This window comes from Mesorhizobium sp. J428 (assembly GCF_024699925.1).
GTDB lineage: Bacteria > Pseudomonadota > Alphaproteobacteria > Rhizobiales > Rhizobiaceae > Mesorhizobium_A.
Window position 1 is genome coordinate 1709344 of the sequence record NZ_JAJOMX010000001.1, and the last position, 19336, is coordinate 1728679.

Below are 19336 nucleotides of genomic sequence, written 5' to 3' on the forward strand. Positions count from 1 at the left end.
ATCGGACGTCGCAGGAACGGCTTTTCGCCAGCTGGCTGCGGGCAGAGGAGCTGAAAGAACTGGCCAGGACGTGCGCTCGCGGCGAGCGCGCCGCAAGAGAGAACGAGGTGCCTGTAGTCGCTCGCGATGGGCCGATTGGAGACAACAGTCGCGATCTCGGCCATCGCCTTCGGCTGCCACGCCGCACCTGATCCTGAACCGACTTGCTGTCCTGACGTCTGAAGCATGCTGCAGTCACCGGCTAAAAAGAAAGCCTGCCACAGGCAAATCTCAATTGCAACGCTTTGTCTCTTTTTTGCGACAAACAAGGCATTGGTATCGATATTCGAATTTCGTCGTATTTTTCAAATTCGACGTTGACGAGCCGCCGCCTGGAGGCCAGAAGAGGCCGTTTATGTACCCAGCAAGCGCCCGCCTCAGACAACACCGCGCCGGTGAACGCCGGCGCGCAGCCATGGAGAACGACCCATGCCCAGCCTCTACACGCCCGTCGACAGGGAGACGATCGCCAAGGAAGCAGCGAAGATGCTGCTCGAGATCAAAGCCGTTCATTTCTACGACGAGAAGCCGTTTTTCTTCACGTCGGGTTGGGCAAGTCCCGTCTACATCGACTGCCGCAAGATCATCTCATATCCACGGCTGCGCTCATCGCTCATCGACTTCGCGGCGGCGACGATCGTGCGCGATATCGGCTACGAGTCGATCGACTGCGTCGCCGGCGGCGAGACCGCCGGTATCCCGTTCGCAGCATGGATTTCCGACCGGCTGATGCTGCCGATGCAATATGTGCGCAAGAAGGCCAAGGGCTTTGGACGCAACGCCCAGATCGAGGGGGAGATCGCTTCGGGCGCCCGCACGATCCTGGTCGAAGACCTGGCGACCGACGGACGAAGCAAGGTCAATTTCTGCCAGGCGCTGCGCGAGGCCGGAGCGCATGTCGATCATTGCTTCGTGCTGTTCTACTACGACATCTTCCCGAAGAGCCGCGAACTGATGGAGGAGTTGGGCGTTCGCCTGCACCATCTGACGACATGGTGGCATGTTCTGAATGTCGCCAAGGCAAGCGGCCATTTCGAGCCGAAGGTCCTGGGCGAGGTCGAGCGATTCCTGAATGACCCGGCAACGTGGTCAGCGGCTCACGGCGGAATCTCGGACTTCGGCAAGGCCAGCTGAGGCGCCCATCAAAAGTTCAGGCCGGCGTCGCGATGCGACGGCGGCCTGGCACACCGATCGCCGACCGCGACAGCACCGTGCGCAAAAGATCGGCGGCTTCCCTGCCCTTACGCGCCCGCTTCCAGAGATCGTCGACAAGCCGTTCATAGAGCTGCACCGGCTCGAGATCAGCCGTCACGGTTGCAACCCCGGACCGGATGTTGGGCAGATCTCCTCCGAGCCGAAACGGACTGACGCAGAGATAAGTCTTCTCGGCAGTGCGGAACAGCTGGAAGGCGGTGTTCGGCAAAACCTCTTCCAGAAGACCGATCTGGATACCCATCGGCTCGCTTTCGATCAGCGTGATGAGGTGCTCGACCTCGTCACGCGCTGCCCGTCGCCGCTCGGCCAGTTCGGGACCGGACATGTCGAAGCGGCCGACAATGCCGAGCTTCAGCCAACGCTCGATTTCCAGCAGATTGACGAAATTGACGACGCTCAAGCGCCGCTGCTGACTCGACTGCTTGCGCTCGTCGAGGATGGAGATGATCAGGTCGACGTCGCTTTCCGCGGCCTTCTCGTGAACGTGCGGCGGCGTCTCGAGCAATGAGCGTTTCAGATAGGCCGGGAAGGCGTCGGAGGTCAGCAGATAGGACAGCGGCGGGAAGTGGGCGACAACCTGGTCTGCATCCGCCTCGATCTGGCGCATGCGCTCGAAATAACTGATCGGGCTGGCGTAATATTCCACGCCTGCGCCGAGCAGCGAAGCGACCGTCGTGCCGAGAACGACAGCCAGCTTTTCAAGAGTTTCGATCTTCACGACGTCGCCGGTCTCGATCCGATAGACGGCGGCGCGCGATATTCCCAGGTCGTCGGCGATGGCATCGGCGGTGAGGCCCTTGCCCATCCGGTAGGCCTTCAATCGCCGGCCAATCTCCTCGAACTGGCTCGCCATGGCCCCTCCCAAATCGCTTGTCTCATTATTTAGACGCACTTATCGTAAATACAACCTGCTGCAAAGCTCATCCGCCTTCCAACGCCAAACGTTCCCGAGCGTCGGCATTTCGTGCCACCTGAGCATTCGCCGTTCGACATGATCCACGGCCATGAACAGGGCATAGCCCAAAAGTGACAGCAGGGTAACGCTGATCAAGACCAGGCCGATGTCGGAGGTCTCCTGGCCGAGACTCAAGAGATAACCCAATCCCGCACGGGCGCCCATGAGTTCGCCGATCACCGCTGCGGTGACGGCCAGCGTGATGCCGACCTTCATCCCTGTGAACAGGAGCGGCAGGGCCTGCGGCAGCTCGATCCGCCACAGGCGACTCCAGGCGCTCATGCGCAGGATCCTTGCCAATGCGAGGAGATTCGGGTCGATCGTCCGCAGCGCGCTGATCATGTTGGACAGGACCGGAAAGAAGACGACTATCGCCACCAGCACGACCTTTGGCGTTGCCCCCAGCCCCAGCCACAGCAGCAGCAGCGGCGCGATGGCGATCTTCGGCGCCGTCTGTACGAAAATGATCACGGGGTTCATGACGATCTCGAGCAGGGGAACGCGTACGAACAGCACGGCGAGGCCAATGCCGAGCGCCGTGCCGATGACGAAGCCCAGCACGATTTCCATCAGGGTGACGGGAACATGGCTGAACAGCCCGGCCTGCGTCGCCAGGAACCAGAATTTCGCCGCCAGCGTGGGCGGCGACGGCACGAGGTAGTCGGGAACGCCGAACACCCAGACCGCGCCCCACCAAACGGCGACGAACACCAAGAGCGAAAAGACTGCTCGCAAATCAGGTCTCCCGGCGCTCCAGCCCCAACCGGAGCGCCGCCTTGCGCTAGAGATTGGATGGCTTCTCGACGACGAGATCGGCGGCCGGGAAGGCCTCCGGTATCGCCTTGTATTCGGCAGCGACGTCGATCGTCTTCTGCCAGCCGGCGATGTTGCCATAGCCGAAGCCGTTCGCATTCGTGTCTTCGCTCTGCCACAGGGTCTTGATGAAGACCTCCTTGATGATTTCGGTGACGATCTTTTCCTGCGGGGCGAAAGTCGGCGCATAGTCGGCGATCGCCATCTTGACCTCCTTTTCGACGTCACCCTCGACGATGTGCTTGAGAGCCTTGTCGAGCGCGGCGATGAAGCCCTTCACCTGCTGCGGATTGGACGCGAGATAGCTGTCCGAGGTCACAAGCACGTTGCCGTGGCTGGGCAGGAAATCGTCCGAAGCGATCATGCCGACATCCACGCCTTCGGCCTTGAGCGCGTAGTAGCGCAGCATGGAGAAGACGATCGCATCGACCTGGTCCGACTTCAATGCGTCGAGGATCGCGCCGGTGCCGACGATCTCGACCTTGACGTCGTCGATGGACTTGCCGGCCTGGCTCATCATGACCTGAAGCTGAATGTAGTTCGGGCTGCCATAGCTTGTCACGGCAACCTTCTTGCCAACGAGGTCGGCCGGGGACTTGATGCCGCTCGCATTCTTGAACAGCACCGCGCCGATGCCGCGCTGATAGGTCGAATGGACAACCTTGACCGGAATGCCGTTTGCACGGGCGGAGATCACGGCGTCACCGTTCGGAAAGCCGAACTGAACATTACCGGCGGCGACGTTGTTCAGGATGTCCGCGGCATTGGCATAGAGGAACTCGACCTCGAGACCCTGTTCCTTGAAGTATCCTTCCTTCTGCGCGACGTACAGCGGAAGATAGTAGGGCACCGCCGCGCCATCGATCTGGATCGTCACCTTCTCATCGGCTCTGGCGACGAGCGTTGCGGCCGTCAGCGCCAGCAGCGCAAGCGGAATTGCCAGTGCGGCCGCCCTTAGGATTGCGTGCAGTCTCATGAGATTCTCCTCTGTCGGTTATTGTGGCTTGAAGGTTTCGATCATGGTCGCCGCCGCCTCAGCGCCGATGCGCAGCAGGTTGCGCTGGGTCGCCTCGTAGTCTTCGAGCCAACCATCGCTGCGCCGATGAGCGTGCACGGCCAGAACGGCGCCGGCGCGCACATTGCATGCGGACGCCACCGCCAGGATCACTTCGGCTTCCATTTCGACGACATCGGCACCGGCCGCCGCGAAGCGATCGAGCAGGCCGGCATCTCCCTGGCCATTGGCGGTGTTCGGCCGGCCCTGGGCGCGGTAATATCCATCGGCGGTCAGGCATATTCCGGGACGGGCCGTCAATCGAAGCGATCTGCAGGCGTCAAGCAGCGCCGAGCTGACAGAGGCATCCGCGCCGACCGCGATCGCGGGGTCCGGCTGATAGATCGCGGCGACGCCGCTGTTGCGGACAGCCTCCTGCACGATCAGGAAATCGCCAAGCGACAGATCGTCGGCAAGCGCGCCGCAGCCGCCCGTTCGGATGAGGATGGTCGCGCCCATCGCGGCAAGTTCCACCGTCGCGATCTCGGCGGATGCGCCGCCGATACCGGTCGAACACACCCCGATCAGCGCCTCTCCAAGATAGCCGCACCCCAGCCGGAACTCCCGGTTCTGGCCGACGATGACAAAGTCGCGGAGCACGGATGCCGCGAAGTCGACGCGGGCGGGGTCGCCCGGCAACAGGAAGGCTTTCGGCATCTGTGTGGGACGCGGCAGATGAGGTGGGGTATCGCCCCGCCAGGGCCAAGCTGCCGAACGGTTGTTCATCGCCATGAGAGCAGCCATTTTTCGAGGCCGGCGAGCGACTGGTAGATCAGGATGCCGAGCAGTGAGGTGACCAGCACCATCGCAAACAGCATCGGCGTCTTGTATGTGGTTCCGGCAAAGACCATAAGGTAGCCCAATCCCTGCCCGCCGGAGAGCCATTCGGCCAGGATCGCTCCGATGGTGGCCTGCACCGCGCCCACCTTGAGGCCGGCAAATATTTCGGGGACCGCCGACGGAAGTTCGATGCGGACGAGGCGGTCCCTTCGCGTGAGGCGCAGGACGTCCGCCAGGAAGCCGAAATTCGACGGAACCGAGCGTAGCCCGAGGATCGTGCCCGCCATCACCGGGAAGAAGACCAGGGAGACCGCCAGCACGATCTGGGAGGTCAGTCCGAGCCCGAACCAGAGGATGAACAGCGGCGCCAGCGCGATCTTGGGCGCGGTCTGGAAAAAGAAGAGATAGGGGCCGATGGTCCGCTCGGTTCGCGGGCTCTTGGCCAGGATGAAGCCAAGCACAAAACCCAGCGCCGATCCGATTCCGAAACCCGCGACGATGATGCCGAGCGTATGCGCCAGATGCGGCCAGATTGTCCCGTCCCGGAAGAGCGCAACGAGAGCCGATCCCACGGCGGCCGGCGGCGGCAGCACAAAACGCGGGACATTGAAGATCCGCACATAGGCCCACCAGACCGCGATCAGCGCGAGCGGCGTCACGACCATGAAGACCGCTTGGAGGACGCGGCTGTTCATTTCAGTTCCCGACGCAGCAATGAGAGCCAGCGATGGAAATCGGGCGTGTCCTTGAGGGCCTCGTCGCGATCCTTGCCGAGGTCGAGCACATGGACGGCACTGATCCGTCCCGGTCGGGGCGACATGACCGCGACGCGATCCGACAGATAGGCAGCCTCGTCGATGGAATGGGTCACGAAGACGATCGTGGCGGCCGTCTCTGCCTTGATGCGCAGAAGTTCGTCGTTCATGCGATCCCGGGTCAGGAGATCGAGCGCGCCGAACGGTTCATCCATCAGGACGAGTCGCGGTCGATAGACGAGCGCCCGGGCGATGGAAGCGCGCTGCCGCATGCCGCCCGACAGTTCCTTGGGCAGGGCCCTGCCGAAATCCTTGAGTCCGACCAGGGCCAGCATGGCGGCCGCCCGTTCGTCTGCCTCCTGCCGTGCGACACCGAACACGTCGAGCGGAAATCGCACATTGTCCTGTATGCTGAGCCAGGGCAGCAGAACCGGCTCCTGGAAGACGAAGCCGATATCGGTTCCGCGGCTCGGTGCCCCGTCCTGCCAGCGGATCATGCCACCTGACGCTTGCTCCAGCCCGGCCAACAGGCGCAAAAGAGTCGACTTACCGCACCCTGATGGTCCAATAAGGCTCAGCAGTTCGCCACGGTAGACGTCCAGCGTCACAGGCGAGAGGGCTTCGACGTTCGAACCCTCTCTGGTCTTGTATGTCTTCGTCAGCGCTTCCACGCCGACAAGCACCGAAGGATCTGCCGCCTGCCGCAATTTTTTCGACTACCAAGCCTGTTGTCTCAATATTGAGACGAGCGTTGCAAGGAACTCAGGCTTTGTCAAACTGAAAACGCTGGCTCGAACCTCACAACAGGGTCAGCCGACGAAAATATCAGCGATCAGCGTTTTCGGGCCAAGCGCGTGTCTCGCGCCAAGTTTTCGCCCCGAGCGCATCACCATTCGTTGCCCGCGCACTCGTCCCGAGTTCAGCCTGGAGGATCTAGCGATTTTGAAGATGGTCCCTGCCTCACTCATACGGGCTGAGCTTTAACTATCCGCCGTTGGTGGAGCTGAGGGGGATCGAACCCCTGACCTCGTCATTGCGAACGACGCGCTCTCCCAGCTGAGCTACAGCCCCGTCCGACGGATGGGCGGCATTTATGGGTCGGGCCCGGGTCCTGTCAAGCGCGTTGCGCGGCGGAATTCCCGCTGCCCTTGCCGCTTCCGCCTGCAATGGCTACATCTGCCCGACGATCACGGAGACGTTTATGCTGGCCCTTATCCAGACCATCATCCTGGCGCTCGATATCTACTGGTGGCTGATCATCCTGTCGGCGATCTTCTCCTGGCTCTACGCCTTCAACGTGATCAATTCGCGCAACCAGTTCGTCGGCATGGTGGGCGAGTTCCTCTACAGGGTCACCGAGCCGGCGCTCCGGCCGATCCGGCGCTTCCTGCCGGACCTCGGCGGCATCGACATCTCGCCGATCATCCTGCTGCTCATCCTGTTCTTCGTCCGCCAGCTGATCCTGCAGACGGTCGCCCCGGCGCTGCTGTCCTGAGATGGAGCGCGTGGTCCGGCTTTCGGCCGGACGCATCGACATCCGCGTGCGCCTGACGCCGAAATCCTCGGCCGACCGGATCGAAGGTGTCGCGGCGGCCTCCGACGGTTCGACCCATCTTGCCGCCCGCGTCCGCGCGGTGCCTGAAAAGGGCGCGGCGAATGCCGCGCTGGAGCGGTTGGTGGCCGAGTGGCTCGGCGTGCCCGGCCGCACGGTGTCCGTGACGGGCGGAGCCACGTCGCGGATCAAGACCGTCAGCGTCGCGGGCGACGCGGCGCTGCTGTCGAAACGCGTGGAGGAGCGGCTCGCGGGCGGCTGACGCCCGGACGGCCTACTTGGCCGCCTTGGCCCGCTCGATGCCCTCGACGATCATCTTCTTGGCATAGTCGGCGTCGTGCCAGCCGCCGATCTTCACCCACTTGCCGGGCTCGAGATCCTTGTAGTGCTCGAAGAAATGCGCCACCTGCTGCAGCGTGATCTCCGGCAGGTCGGTGTAGTTGAGCACCTTGTCGTAGCGCCGCGTCAGCTTCGGCGTGGGCACGGCGATGACCTTCTCGTCCTGGCCGGCATTGTCCTCCATGATCAGCACGCCGATCGGACGGACATTGATGTAGCAGCCGGGCATCAGCTCACGCGTGTTGCAGACGAGCACGTCCACCGGGTCGCCGTCGCCCGACAGCGTGTGCGGCACGAAGCCGTAATTTCCGGGATAGGCCATCGGCGTGTAGAGGAACCGGTCGACGAACAGCGTGCCCGCCTCCTTGTTCATCTCGTACTTGATCGGCTGTCCGCCGATCGGCACCTCGATGATGACGTTCACGTCGTCGGGCGGGTTGTTTCCGATCGGAATGGCGTCGATGCGCATCAAAGAACTCCAGCAATTTTGCGCAGCGGTATCGCTTTGTGCGATGCAGCGCAAGCGGCCGAATTGACGCCAGGGCGGACGAGGCGGAAGATGCGGCGTCCACCGGAGGAATAGCGATGCGCATGGTTGCCGGCTTGATGCTCCTGGCGTCCTCGGCGGGCGCCTATGCCGCCGAAAGCGCCTACCAGAAGGTCGATTTCGAGAAGGATTGCCGCGAGGTGCAGTCCGACGAAACCGGCGGGTCGTGGACCTGCAAGGGCCACGGCGACTACGGCATCAGCTTCGCGGAGGGCGACCTCAGGCAGTCCGCCTTCTATGGCCATCTGGGGCCATGGTTCGAAAAGGGCGCGTTCGAGACCTTCTCGGGCTTCAATCATGCCGGCGACACGATCGAATGGCGGCTCGACGGCGCCACGCCCTTCGCGACGATCCGGCGCTGGTTCGTCTCGCCCGGCACCGACGACAAGGGCGATCCGTTGCCGGAAGTCCAGGTGCTGGTGATCGCGAAGGTCGGGCAGAAGGATGCGGGAGACGCCTGCGTCGTCGGCTATGTCGAGGCCACGGCCAACAAGGATGCCAATGCGCTGGCGCGCAAGGTCGCCGACGAGGAGGCGCGCGATTTCGCCTGCCGCCACGCCGAGGCGATGTGGCACGGCGAACGGCGCGCAACGGCAATAGAGGCGTCCAGCTATTTCGAGGACAAGGCCGGCGTCGAATAGGCCGGCCAGACCGGTTCAGGCCGGCCTTACTTCCAGACGAAGGCGATCTTGCGCAGCGCCTTCTGGTCGAAGATCTCGACGCCCTCGGCGACGTCGCGGCCGCCGATGCCGTGGTAGAACGAGGTCGCATTGGCGTTGTCTTCCAGCGCCCAGATGACGAGCCCCTTCAGCCCGTGCCCGCTGAGGCGCTCCCGCGCGGCCTGGAAAAGCCGCGTGCCGAGGCCAATGCCCTGATATTCCGGCCTGACATACAGCTCGTAGATCTCGCCTTCCTGCTTGAGGTCGCGCGACCTGTTGCGGCCGATCGTTGCATAGCCGACGACCTTGCCGCCCACCTCGACCACCAGCACGGAAGCCGCTCGCTTGATCGCGCTCGCCCACCAGCTCTGGCCGCGGCGATTGATCATCGCCGTGAGTGCGCGATGGGGAATGATGCCCGCATAGGCGCCCTGCCACGCTGCCTGATGAATAGACGCGATCGCGGCCGCGTCGTCTTCCTCGGCTCTGCGTATGCCTACGGTCAGGGTTTTCATAATGGCTTAACCATAGCCGGGTGCGAAGAGTTGGCGCAAGCGGCGAGCTGCGCCTGCCGGTGCATTTTCCACTCAGATTTCGACCAGCCTGTCGTCGAGCTCGTTGCGGTCGTGCGTCCCGCGCGGCACATGCACGGCAAGCAGCGAGCCGGCCGCGGCGACCGCACCTTCGAAACCCTCGGTCAGCCGCTTGCCGGACGCGGCGACGACGAGATCCGCGACGATCCGGTTCCATTCCGCCTGCGGCACCTTCTCGCTGATGCCGGTATCGGCCACCACTTCCGCATAGCGTTCCGCCAGCGAAACGAAGATCAGCACCCCGGTCCGCTCGCTCGTCGTATGCACGTTCCGCGACAGGAACTGCCGCATGGCGTTGGCATGCGCCTTGGCATAGCGCACGCGCTTCGGCACCAGCCGGATGCGCAGCGACGGAACGGCCTTCAGCAGGATCACACCTGCCGCGAATGCCAGGCATTGCGCCAGCACGAAGGTCGACGCGTCGACATGGCGCCAGCCCCATTCGAGCCAGAGCGCGACGAGCAGGCTGAGGACCATGATGGCGCCGGCCAGCACCGCGGCCGCGACGTGGAAATAGCCGTCACTGGCGCGCGCGAGTACGCAGAAGATCTCGCCGGACGTCGACTTCTCGGCCTCCCTGATGGCGGCCGAGACGCGTGAATGATCGACCTCGCCGGTCATGCCGCCTCTCCTACCATCCGCCCGAGGCTCCGCCGCCGCCCGACGAGCCGCCCCCGCCGGAGAAGCCGCCGCCCGAACTGCCGGAAGACCAGCCGGACGAGCCGCCCGAATAGCTTCCGCCCGACGACGATCCGCCGCCGATGGTGATGTCCATGCCGAGCCAGCGGTAGCGGTTCGGTCCGAGCTTCTTGCCGTAGATCGGCGCCAGGAAGGAGATCAGGAAGCCGCCGACGAACAGCGTCACCCACAGCGTGACGAACAGGACGACGAACCAGTCGATGTCCGCCGGCGCGTCCTGGTTGCGCTCGGCGCGGGCTTCGAGTTCGGCGGCATTGCCTTCCAGCACCATGATGATGTCGTCGACCGCCCGCGAGATGCCGCCGGAGAAGTCACCGGCGCGGAAGGCGGGCACCATCGTGTTCTCGATGATGAGCTTCGAGTGCAGATCGGTCAGCGTGCCTTCCAGCCCGTAGCCGACCTCGATCCGCATCTTGCGGTCGTCCTTCGCCACAAGCAGCAGGATGCCGTTGTTCTCGCCCGCCTGGCCGAGCCCCCAGGCACGGAACTGCCGGTTGGCGAAATCCTCGATGCTTTCGCCGTCCAGGCTGTCCATCGTCGCGACGACGATCTGGTCGGAGGATTTCTGCTCGAAGGCGGCCAGCTTCGCCGTCAGCTCAGCCTCGGTCGCCGCGTCGATCATGCCCGCCTGGTCGACCACGCGACCCGTCAGCGGCAGAAGCTCCGCCGTGAATGCCGGCAGCAGCGAAAGCGCGAGAAGGACAACGGCCGCGAGGAGCCGAGCGCCGACGCTCATGCCCTCGCGGAGTGCGCACTGCATGGCGGTTTAAGCCTCAGCCGCCCTGCTTCGTACCGAAGTCGACCTTCGGCACTTCCATCTTGTCCTCGGCCACCGTGAAGTTCTGGAACGGCTCGTTCGAGGTGAACCAGAGCTTGGCCCAGATCAGCGACGGGAAGGTGCGCAGCGTCGTGTTGTAGACCCGCACGGCCTCGATATAGTCGCGTCGGGCGACCGCGATCCGGTTCTCCATGCCTTCGAGCTGCGCCTGCAACGCCAGGAAGTTCTGGTTGGACTTGAGGTCCGGATAGTTCTCGACGACGGCCAGCAGGCGGGACAGCGCGCTGGTCAGTCCGGCCTGGCTGTCCTGGAACGCCTTGAACGCCGCCGGGTCGGACAGCTGCTCGGGCGTCACCTGGATCTGCGGCTGGGTCGCCTTGGCGCGGGCCTCGACGACCGATTCAAGCACGTCCTTTTCCTGGGCCGCGTAGCCCTTCACGGTCTCGACGAGGTTGGGGATGAGGTCGGCGCGCCGCTGGTACTGGTTGAGCACCTCGCTCCACGCCGCCTTCGCCCTCTCCTCTTCGGTGGGGATCGTGTTGAAGCCGCAGCCCGAAAGCAGCGGGGCGAGCAGAAGGAGCAGGAGTGTGCCGAGGCGCGGCAGGCGAACAGCCGGAGCTTGGATTGAAGCAGTCATGATCTCCCCTCGTCGATCCATGCGGATCAAGAACGGTGCGCACATTACTCCGCCGGCACACGGAAGGAAACGGCGGCGACGGCATCCCCTGTGCAGGACCGAATGCGCCGGTTAGAGTGGCGCCATGGCAGACAGGAAGGACAACCCGGAGGCGGAGTCGCGCCGCATCCTCGACCGCGTGGCGAAGGAATCGTCCGCGGACGGCGCCTCCTTCGTCGGGCGCGGGGTCGATCGGCTCAAGGGCCACCTCCATGCCGACGATGTCGACCAGGCCGACAGTATCGAGGTCTGGGGCACTCGCGTCGGCCGCGCCATCGGCTTCCTCATCACGCTGGCGATCCTGGGCTGGCTCCTTTTCTATATCCTCGGCGGCTGAACCGGCATGCAAACCCACACAACCGATACGCCGCGCGCCGTCATCGTCATTTCAAGCCACGTCGCGCGCGGCTCCGTCGGTAACCGCGCCGCCGTCTTCGCCCTCGAATCGCTCGGCTTTCCCGTCTGGGCCGTTCCGACCGTGATCCTGCCCTGGCATCCGGGCCATGGCCGCGCGACGCGCATCGTGCCGCCGGCGGCCGATTTCGCCGCGCTGATGAAGGATCTCGAAGGTGCCCGCTGGCTGGGCGAGGTCGGCGCGGTCCTGTCCGGATATCTCGGCGATCCGGCGCAGGCCGAGGCGATTGCATCGCTGGTGGCGGCCGTGAAGGCCCGCAACCCGCGCTCACTCTATGTCTGCGACCCGGTCATGGGCGACAAGGGCGGGCTCTATGTCCCCGAGGCGACGGCCGTGGCGATCCGCGACCTGCTGGTGCCGGCCGCGGACGTGGCGACGCCAAACCGCTACGAGCTCGCCTGGATGACGGGCGCGCGCCTCGACGACATCTCCAGCCTGCTTCAGGCGGCGCAGGACGCTCCACCGCCGACCATGCTGGTCACGTCGGCCCCGGCGATGATGAACGGCTCGATCGGCAACCTGCTGCTGACGCCCTCGCAGGCGCTGCTCGCGGAACATCGCATGATCGACAGGCCGCCGAACGGGCTCGGCGACCTCACGGCGGCGGTCTACCTTGCCCGTGTCCTGTCGGGACAGTCGCCGGACAAGGCGCTCCAGTCGACCACGGCCGCCGTGTTCGAGATCCTCGCCCGCACGGCCAAGCGCGGCGGCGACGAGCTGCAGATCGAAACCGACGCCCAGAGCCTGTCGCATCCGATGGCGATGGTCCAGACGCGCCATCTCTCCGTGCCGGGCAGGAACAGGCGCGCGTGAACACCGTCCTCGCCGGGGTCGACGGCTGCAAGGCCGGCTGGGTGGCAGCCGTGAGACGCCCCGGATCTGATGACGAGATCGTCGTCGTCGAGCGTTTCTCAACCCTGGTCGATGCCTTGCCAGACGACGCGGTGATCGCGGTGGACATGCCGATCGGATTGCCCGACGTCACCCGCAGGGGCGGTCGCGGTCCGGAGATGGCCGTCAGGCCCCTGCTCGGCCAGCGGCAGTCGAGCGTGTTCTCGATCCCCTCGCGCGCGGCCGTCTATGCCGAGCCCGCCGGCTTCACCACGCTCGATGCGTGGTGAAGCGCATCGACGCTCCAGCGCCGTTGCCCGTGCCACCTCGGATCCGCCGCGGTCCATCTCCATCCAGGCATTCGGCATCTTCTCGAAGATTCGCGAGATCGACGGCCTGCTGCGCGATCGCCCGGAACTGCGCTGCCGTATCCGCGAATCCCATCCCGAAGTCGCATTCTGGCGACTGAACGGCATGCAGGCCATGTCCCTGCCCAAGAAGGTCAAGGGCCGCGTGTCTGCTCCGGGCATGGAGGAGCGGCGCTCTCTCCTCGCGCGATGCGGGCTCGAACGGGCGTTTCTCGACCGTCCCTCCCCGCGCGGCGCCGGCGATGACGACGTGCTCGACGCCTGCGCGATGCTGCTGGTCGCGGCGCGCATCGGCCGGAGCGAGGCGAGGCCGTATCCGGACCCGCCACTGGTGGATTCCTGCGGGCTGCCGATCGCGATCTGGGTTTGATCCGCTGTGCATCGTTCGCAATTGCGAATGAAACGGATTCCCGCTAATCGCACTGTATGAGCGCTTTTCCGGAACAGCTTCTCAACGGCTATCGGTCCTTCATGAGCGGCCGTTACGCGCACGAAACGAATCGCTATCGGGAGCTCGCACGAAGCGGCCAGTCGCCGGAGACGCTGATCGTGGCCTGCTGCGATTCCCGCGCCGCGCCCGAGACAATCTTCGACTCCGGGCCGGGCGAGCTCTTCGTCGTCCGAAACGTCGCCAATCTCGTGCCGCCCTATGCGCCGGACGGCGAATACCATTCGACGTCCGCCGCGCTCGAATTCGCGGTCCAGAGCCTGAAGGTCAAGAACATCGTGGTGATGGGCCACGGCCGCTGCGGCGGTATTCGCGCGGCACTTTCGCCGGTGACGGAGCCCCTGTCGCCGGGCGACTTCATCGGCAAATGGATGAGCCTCGTCGCACCGGCGGCGGAAGACGTGTCGAAAAACACGATGCTCACCGCCGCCGAGCGCCAGACCGCGCTGGAGCGCATCTCGATCCGCTTTTCCATCGCCAATCTGCGCACCTTTCCATGCGTGAGCATCCTCGAGAAGAAGGAACGGCTCACATTGCACGGCGCCTGGTTCGACATCTCGACCGGCGAACTCTGGATCATGAATCCCGAAACCGGCGACTTCGAACGGCCGGAACTGGAGATCAGTTGACAGTGATGTCGTTGGGCGGCCGGGCGATCCGCGTGGTGTCGGGCAGCTTCCTGTACCCCAGCCAGCAGAGAACAGCGATCACGCCCATCGCGGGAATCACGGTGGCGATCGCGAGAACAGGCTCCCCGATCAACACCGCGACCGAGCTGCCGAGAAGACCCCCGCCCATCTGCATGAAGCCCGACAGCGACGAGGCCGCCCCGGCCATGTGCGGGAAGGGCGCGAGCGCCGCCGTGGTCAGGGCCGGGGTCGCGAAGGCGATGCCCACCGCATAGGACGCGATCGGCAGCATCACCGTGTAGAAGCTCGGGCCGAACAGCAGCGGCAGCGCGCAGATCGCAATGCCGCCGAGGACCACGAAGCCCAGGCCGATCGGGACGAGCGCATTCGAGCCGAGCTTCGGCATGATGAACCGCACGGCGAGCGACCCGAAGAAATAGGACCCGGACTGCATCAGCATCGACAGGCCGAACTGTGTCGCCGTCAGGCCGACACGCTCGATCAGGACGAAGGGAAGCATGGTCGCAAGGGTGTAGAGCGCGCCCACCGTGCCGCCGAGCATCAGGCTCGGATACATGAACGAACGGCTGCCGAGCAGCGACTTGTAGGACCGCAGGATCGCCATCGGCCGGATGCGGCTGAGGTCGCGCGTCACCGTCTCCCGTAGGGAGAACGTCGCAATCAGGATGATCGCCACGCCGAAGGCCACCATCAGGATGAAGATCGCGTGCCAGCCGAACAACTCCATCGTCACGCCGCCGATGACGGGAGAGAAGGCAGGCCCGATCGCCAGGATGATGCCGATCAGATTCATGATCCTGGCAGACGACTCATTGGTGAAGAGATCGCGCACGATGGCGCGCGAGATCGCTATCCCCGCGGCCGCGCCCACGCCTTGCAGGAAGCGCGCGGCGATCAGCACATGGACGTTCGGGGAGAACAGCGCCAGCGTGCTCGCGACGAGATAGATCCCCATGAATGCCACGGTAACGGGACGCCGGCCGAACCCGTCCGACAGCGGCCCGCAGAAGAGTTGCGCCACGGCGAAGCCGGCGAAATACATCGAAAGCGTCAGCTTGACCGCGGCCTCCGTCGTGCCGAAGGCGCGCACGATCTCGGGCATCGCCGGCGTATAGAGCGCCATCGACACCGGCCCGAGCGCGACCAGCAGCGCGCCGATGATGGCGACGCGCCGCTCCGACATCAGCGGCGGCACCGCCACCGGAGCCTGCATCATGTTCATGCGGCGTCGCTCTCCCGCCTGCTTGCCTCGAGGCGAAGCTGGTTGAGGCTGTCGCGGGCATGCCGCAGGGCCGAGTTGAGCTGCTCCCATTCCGACGGGCTGATTCTCGCGGCGACATCGACCCGCACGCTGGCGCCGATGGCCTGGATCCGCTCCAGCACCACATGCGCCTCGTCCGTGAGGTGGATGAGCTTCGCACGCCTGTCGGTCGGATCGGGCCGGCGCTCGACGAGGCCGCGCGCTTCGAGCCGGTCGAGATAGGTGCTCAGCGTCATCGCCTCGACCCCCATCCGCTCGGCGAGCACCGTCTGGCGCACCACGCCGACGCGAAACGCATAGGAGAGAGCGCGTGCCTCGCCCGGCGTCACGCCGATGCCCGCCCCGCCGATGCGCCGGTCGAACTCCGCGCGCATCAGCCGCGAAACGTCGGCGATCAGGAAGCCGAATGAATCCGGATTCTGGAGAAGAGCCATCTGGGTCGGAATTAGTAAGCCTTGCTGATAATAAGTGGGCCATAGAGCGTCCGCCGTTCCGCGTCAAGCAGTTGTCCCGCGACGCCGCAGCGACTACATGCCCGGCAGCATGTCCCTCCCGGAGCATCTTCCATGACCGCCAACCCGCTTGATCTCGCTTCTCATCCCCTCACGCGCTGGAAGGGCGAGATCGGCCTGCCGGAGCTCGAACGGATCGACGACGGCGACTACGCGCCCGCCTTCGAGGCTGCCCTGTCGGCCCACGGCGCGGAGATAGACGCGATCGCCAGCAATGCCGAGGAGCCGACGATCGAGAACACGCTTGCAGCAGTTGAGCTCGCGGGGGACCCGTTGGGCCGCGTCTCCGCCCTGTTCTGGGCCCGCGCGGGCGCGCACACCAACGAGACCATCCAGGCGCTGGAACGCGAGATCGCGCCGAAGATGTCGCGGCACTTCTCGGCGATCTACATGAACGACCGGCTCTTTTCCCGCATCGATTCGCTTTATGCGCGGCGCAACGAGCTTGGACTCGATCCAGAGACGCTGCGTGTGCTTGAAAAGACCTGGAAGCGCTTCGTGCGCGCCGGCGCCAAGCTGGGTGCCGACGACAAGGCGCGCCTCGCCGCGATCGGCGAGGAGCTTGCCTCGCTCGGCGCGGCATTCAGCCAGAACCTGCTCGCCGACGAGAAGGGCTGGGCCATGATCCTCCAGGCGGAAGACGTCGACGACCTGCCCGAGTTTCTGCGCTCCTCCATGGCGGAAGCCGCCCGGGCGCGCGGCGAGGAAGGCCGCTTCGCCGTCACGCTGTCGCGCTCGATCTACGAGCCCTTCATGTCCTTCTCCGGCCGCCGCGACCTGCGCGAGAAGGCGTTCCGCGCCTTCGCCGGCCGGGGCGAGAACCCGGGCCCGACCGACAACCGCGACCTCGTCCGCCGCACGCTCCAACTGCGCGCGGAGAAGGCGAAGCTCCTCGGCTACGAGAACTTCGCCGCACTCAAACTGGACGACACGATGGCCAAGACTCCGCCGGCGGTGATGGGCCTGCTTGAACCGGTCTGGGAGAAGGCGCTGGAAAAGGCCGCCGCCGACCAGGCCGAGCTTGCCCGGATCGCTGCCGCCGAAGGCCGCAACCATGCGATCGCGCCGTGGGACTGGCGCTATTATGCCGAGAAGCTGCGTGCCGAGAAGTTCGCCTTCGACGAGGCCGAGCTGAAGCCCTATCTCCAGCTCGAGCGCGTGATCGACGCCGCCTTCGATGTCGCCTCGCGGCTGTTCGGCGTCTCCTTCGTCGAGCGGCCGGACATAACCGCCTGGCATCCGGACGTGCGCGTGTTCGAGGTGCGCAGCCGAGAGGGCGACCGCATCGCCACTTTCCTCGCCGACTATTTCGCCCGCCCGACCAAGCGCTCCGGCGCGTGGATGAGCAGCCTCGAATCCGGCTACACGCTGGGCGCGGGCTCGCTGCCGATCGTCTACAACGTCATGAACTTCGCCAAGCCCGCGCCCGGCGAGCCGGCGCTGCTGTCGCTGGACGAGGCGCGCACGCTGTTCCACGAGTTCGGCCATGGGCTGCACGGCATGCTGACGGAGGTCCGCTGGCCGTCGATCTCGGGCACATCGGTGTCGCGCGACTTCGTCGAGCTTCCGTCGCAGCTTTACGAGCACTGGCTGACGGTTCCGGCGGTTCTGGCGCGCCATGCGCTGCACTACAGGACTGGCAAGCCGATGCCGGAGGAGCTGATCGCCAAGATGGAGGCCGCGCGCAACTTCAACGCCGGCTTCAACACGGTCGAGTTCACCTCCTCCGCGCTGGTCGACATGGCCTATCACGCCCGTCCCGACGCGCCGGCCGACCCGATGGCCTTCGAGGCCGAGACGCTGGCGCGGCTCAACATGCCGGACGCGATCGTGATGCGCCACCGCACGCCGCACTTTCAGCATGTCTTCGCCGGCGACGGATACTCAGCCGGCTACTATTCCTACATGTGGTCGGAAGCTACTCGACGCCGATGCCTTCGCAGCCTTCGAGGAGACGAACGATCCCTTCAACCCGGACCTCGCCGCCAAGCTGAAACGGCATATCTACGCCGCCGGCGGCTCGGCCGATCCGGAAGAGCTCTACACTGCCTTCCGCGGCCGCATGCCCTCGCCGCAGGCGATGATGGCGAAGCGCGGGCTGGCGTAGCCCGCTCAGTGCGACATCAGCACCGGCAGGCGCACGTCCTCCAGGATCGTGCGCGTCGCGCCGCCGAGCACGAATTCGCGCAGTCGCGAATGGCCGTAGGCGCCCATCGCCAGCAGGCCGGCGCCGTCCTGGATCGCAAAGTCCTGCAAGGTCGCTCCGATCGGCTGGTCCTCCAGTTCGACCGCCAGCGCACGTGCCGGCACGCCACGCTTGATCAGCTGCGCCGCAAGCCTGTCGCCGAGGTCGTCGGCGTGCAGCGGCTTCTCGTTGAGGACGGAGACAATCGTCACCTGATCCATCCCGCCGAACAGCGAGAGCATGTCGTTGACCGCGCGCGCTGCGACGCGAGAGCCGTCCCACGCCACCACGGCCCGGCGAAGGCCGCGCACCACCAGGGCTTCGGGCAGCAGGATCGTCGGCCGGCCTGATCCGAACACGATGGCCTCGGCGATCGCCCGGCCCTGTTCGCCGACCTTCGGCATCGGAACCACGGTAAGATCGAAATAGCGTGCCTCTTCCGCAGCCGCGTCGCCTACAAGCTCCTGCGCCGAACGGCGGCGTCCGGCTTCGCTCTCGACGCCATGTTGCGCAGCGAGCGCGGCGACAGCCTTTAGCAACCCCTCACCGCCCATCCGGCTCTGGGCCTCGGCCCTTCGGATCATCTCGGGCACATCGAGCAGAAGGCGCGACAGTGCATTGGCGACGTCGGGAAAATCCGCCTCCAGCGAAAGCGCAAACAGGTCGAAGCCCGCCTTGGCGGCGAACTCCACCGTCGCAGCGAGCGCCTCGCCCGGAAGCGGCTCGGGATAGGTGACGAGTGGAAGGAGAGCTGTCTTTTTCATGGCTTCACCTTACGACATTGCAGGAGATCGGTATTGACCTCCGTCAAATCGGCCTAGCCAGCGGCGATTTCCGCCTGCAGTGCGTTCATGTGCTGCTCGGCCGCCGCTGTGGCGGCCTGCTCGATGATGCGGAAGCGGCTGACCACCGCACGCCCGACGGCCGTGAGCTCCGCGCCGCCGCCGCGCCTGCCGCCGGTCTGTGCCGCCACGACCGGCTTGCCGAAGATCCTGTTCATCTCCTCGACCAGGTCCCAGGCATGCTTGTAGGACATGTTCATCTGCCGCGCGCCGGCCGAGATCGAGCCGAAGGCGGCGATCTGCTCCAGAAGCTCGATCTTGCCTGGTCCGATACGTCCGTCCGGATCGAGATTGATGCGCAGGCTGAGCGACGGCATGGACGGTTCCGATCGTTATTCCATCCAGTATATATCGATGGCCAACGGCCGCA

23 protein-coding genes, 1 tRNA gene and 2 pseudogenes are annotated in these 19336 nt (G+C 65.1%); 10 read left to right on the forward strand and 16 right to left on the reverse strand.

What is annotated here, in order from left to right:
* Window positions 1-468 precede the first annotated feature (468 nt).
* Entirely contained in the window at window positions 469-1173 is a 705-nt protein-coding gene (locus LRS09_RS08450; RefSeq protein WP_257805323.1) for an orotate phosphoribosyltransferase, read from the forward strand.
* A 16-nt stretch (window positions 1174-1189) separates the two neighbouring features.
* Here the strand turns inward: LRS09_RS08450 and LRS09_RS08455 are convergent, their stop codons facing one another.
* The 7 genes from LRS09_RS08455 to LRS09_RS08485 all read right to left on the reverse strand — a co-directional run bounded on the left by LRS09_RS08455 (window position 1190) and on the right by LRS09_RS08485 (window position 6682).
* On the reverse strand, window positions 1190-2107 hold the full coding sequence (locus LRS09_RS08455) for a helix-turn-helix domain-containing protein (RefSeq protein WP_257805324.1): 918 nt from the start codon (window positions 2105-2107) through the stop codon (window positions 1190-1192).
* Window positions 2108-2146: 39 nt separating this feature from the next.
* Window positions 2147-2920 carry an ABC transporter permease gene (locus tag LRS09_RS08460; protein WP_257810157.1) on the reverse strand — a complete coding sequence of 258 codons (774 nt, stop codon included), beginning with the start codon at window positions 2918-2920 and terminating at the stop codon, window positions 2147-2149.
* A 70-nt stretch (window positions 2921-2990) separates the two neighbouring features.
* Entirely contained in the window at window positions 2991-3998 is a 1008-nt protein-coding gene (locus LRS09_RS08465; RefSeq protein ID WP_257805325.1) for an ABC transporter substrate-binding protein, read from the reverse strand.
* An 18-nt stretch (window positions 3999-4016) separates the two neighbouring features.
* Window positions 4017-4733, reverse strand: a complete 717-nt coding sequence (locus tag LRS09_RS08470) for a nucleoside phosphorylase (protein ID WP_257805326.1) — start codon at window positions 4731-4733, stop codon at window positions 4017-4019.
* 65 nt (window positions 4734-4798) lie between these two features.
* Window positions 4799-5551 carry an ABC transporter permease gene (locus LRS09_RS08475; RefSeq protein ID WP_257805327.1) on the reverse strand — a complete coding sequence of 251 codons (753 nt, stop codon included), beginning with the start codon at window positions 5549-5551 and terminating at the stop codon, window positions 4799-4801.
* Window positions 5548-6294, reverse strand: coding sequence for an ABC transporter ATP-binding protein (locus LRS09_RS08480; RefSeq protein ID WP_257805328.1), 747 nt, complete (start codon window positions 6292-6294; stop codon window positions 5548-5550). Before LRS09_RS08480 ends, LRS09_RS08475 begins: the two co-directional genes overlap by 4 nt.
* 312 nt (window positions 6295-6606) lie before the next feature.
* Window positions 6607-6682 (reverse strand) — tRNA-Ala (locus LRS09_RS08485).
* A 130-nt stretch (window positions 6683-6812) separates the two neighbouring features.
* On the opposite strand from LRS09_RS08485, the gene LRS09_RS08490 reads away from it, so the two are divergent.
* Window positions 6813-7106: a YggT family protein gene (locus tag LRS09_RS08490; protein ID WP_257805329.1), complete on the forward strand. Its 294-nt coding sequence runs from the start codon at window positions 6813-6815 to the stop codon at window positions 7104-7106.
* Window position 7107: 1 nt separating this feature from the next.
* Window positions 7108-7425 carry a DUF167 family protein gene (locus tag LRS09_RS08495; protein ID WP_374684824.1) on the forward strand — a complete coding sequence of 106 codons (318 nt, stop codon included), beginning with the start codon at window positions 7108-7110 and terminating at the stop codon, window positions 7423-7425.
* Window positions 7426-7437: 12 nt separating this feature from the next.
* Here LRS09_RS08495 and ppa read toward each other — a convergent pair whose 3' ends face one another.
* Complete coding sequence (ppa, locus tag LRS09_RS08500; protein WP_085467143.1) at window positions 7438-7971, reverse strand: inorganic diphosphatase; 534 nt, start codon at window positions 7969-7971, stop codon at window positions 7438-7440.
* 116 nt (window positions 7972-8087) lie between these two features.
* On the opposite strand from ppa, the gene LRS09_RS08505 reads away from it, so the two are divergent.
* Entirely contained in the window at window positions 8088-8690 is a 603-nt protein-coding gene (locus tag LRS09_RS08505; RefSeq protein ID WP_257805331.1) for a hypothetical protein, read from the forward strand.
* Between the two features lie 26 nt (window positions 8691-8716).
* On the opposite strand, the gene LRS09_RS08510 is transcribed toward LRS09_RS08505, so the two are convergent.
* The 4 genes from LRS09_RS08510 to LRS09_RS08525 form a co-directional block, all read right to left on the reverse strand.
* Complete coding sequence (locus LRS09_RS08510; RefSeq protein ID WP_085467145.1) at window positions 8717-9223, reverse strand: N-acetyltransferase; 507 nt, start codon at window positions 9221-9223, stop codon at window positions 8717-8719.
* Window positions 9224-9295: 72 nt separating this feature from the next.
* Complete coding sequence (locus LRS09_RS08515) at window positions 9296-9922, reverse strand: TPM domain-containing protein (RefSeq protein ID WP_257805332.1); 627 nt, start codon at window positions 9920-9922, stop codon at window positions 9296-9298.
* A gap of 10 nt (window positions 9923-9932) precedes the next feature.
* Window positions 9933-10760 carry a YgcG family protein gene (locus LRS09_RS08520; protein ID WP_257805333.1) on the reverse strand — a complete coding sequence of 276 codons (828 nt, stop codon included), beginning with the start codon at window positions 10758-10760 and terminating at the stop codon, window positions 9933-9935.
* 13 nt (window positions 10761-10773) lie between these two features.
* Window positions 10774-11415, reverse strand: coding sequence for a LemA family protein (locus LRS09_RS08525; RefSeq protein WP_257805334.1), 642 nt, complete (start codon window positions 11413-11415; stop codon window positions 10774-10776).
* A 124-nt stretch (window positions 11416-11539) separates the two neighbouring features.
* On the opposite strand from LRS09_RS08525, the gene LRS09_RS08530 reads away from it, so the two are divergent.
* The 5 genes and pseudogenes from LRS09_RS08530 (at window position 11540) to LRS09_RS08550 (ending at window position 14145) form a co-directional block, all read left to right on the forward strand.
* Window positions 11540-11791: a hypothetical protein gene (locus tag LRS09_RS08530; RefSeq protein ID WP_257805335.1), complete on the forward strand. Its 252-nt coding sequence runs from the start codon at window positions 11540-11542 to the stop codon at window positions 11789-11791.
* Window positions 11792-11797: 6 nt separating this feature from the next.
* Window positions 11798-12682 carry a pyridoxal kinase PdxY gene (pdxY, locus tag LRS09_RS08535; RefSeq protein WP_257805336.1) on the forward strand — a complete coding sequence of 295 codons (885 nt, stop codon included), beginning with the start codon at window positions 11798-11800 and terminating at the stop codon, window positions 12680-12682.
* Window positions 12683-12732: 50 nt separating this feature from the next.
* Entirely contained in the window at window positions 12733-12990 is a 258-nt protein-coding gene (locus tag LRS09_RS08540) for a DUF429 domain-containing protein (protein WP_257810158.1), read from the forward strand.
* Window positions 12947-13438: pseudogene (locus LRS09_RS08545) on the forward strand (DUF429 domain-containing protein); the annotation flags it as partial. The gene LRS09_RS08540 and the pseudogene LRS09_RS08545, both read left to right, overlap by 44 nt.
* Window positions 13439-13494: 56 nt before the next feature.
* On the forward strand, window positions 13495-14145 hold the full coding sequence (locus tag LRS09_RS08550; protein ID WP_257805337.1) for a carbonic anhydrase: 651 nt from the start codon (window positions 13495-13497) through the stop codon (window positions 14143-14145).
* Here the strand turns inward: LRS09_RS08550 and LRS09_RS08555 are convergent.
* On the reverse strand, window positions 14138-15388 hold the full coding sequence (locus LRS09_RS08555; RefSeq protein ID WP_257805338.1) for a multidrug effflux MFS transporter: 1251 nt from the start codon (window positions 15386-15388) through the stop codon (window positions 14138-14140). The two genes, LRS09_RS08550 and LRS09_RS08555, sit on opposite strands and share 8 nt — an antisense overlap.
* Window positions 15385-15861, reverse strand: a complete 477-nt coding sequence (locus tag LRS09_RS08560) for a MarR family winged helix-turn-helix transcriptional regulator (RefSeq protein ID WP_257805339.1) — start codon at window positions 15859-15861, stop codon at window positions 15385-15387. Before LRS09_RS08560 ends, LRS09_RS08555 begins: the two co-directional genes overlap by 4 nt.
* A gap of 132 nt (window positions 15862-15993) precedes the next feature.
* Between LRS09_RS08560 and LRS09_RS08565 the strand changes: the two are divergent.
* Window positions 15994-18046, forward strand: a pseudogene (locus LRS09_RS08565) (M3 family metallopeptidase).
* Window positions 18047-18051: 5 nt separating this feature from the next.
* Here the strand turns inward: LRS09_RS08565 and LRS09_RS29995 are convergent.
* Window positions 18052-18888, reverse strand: coding sequence for a universal stress protein (locus LRS09_RS29995; RefSeq protein ID WP_308240289.1), 837 nt, complete (start codon window positions 18886-18888; stop codon window positions 18052-18054).
* Between the two features lie 53 nt (window positions 18889-18941).
* Window positions 18942-19283: a winged helix-turn-helix domain-containing protein gene (locus tag LRS09_RS08575; RefSeq protein ID WP_257805340.1), complete on the reverse strand. Its 342-nt coding sequence runs from the start codon at window positions 19281-19283 to the stop codon at window positions 18942-18944.
* Window positions 19284-19336: the final 53 nt, after the last annotated feature.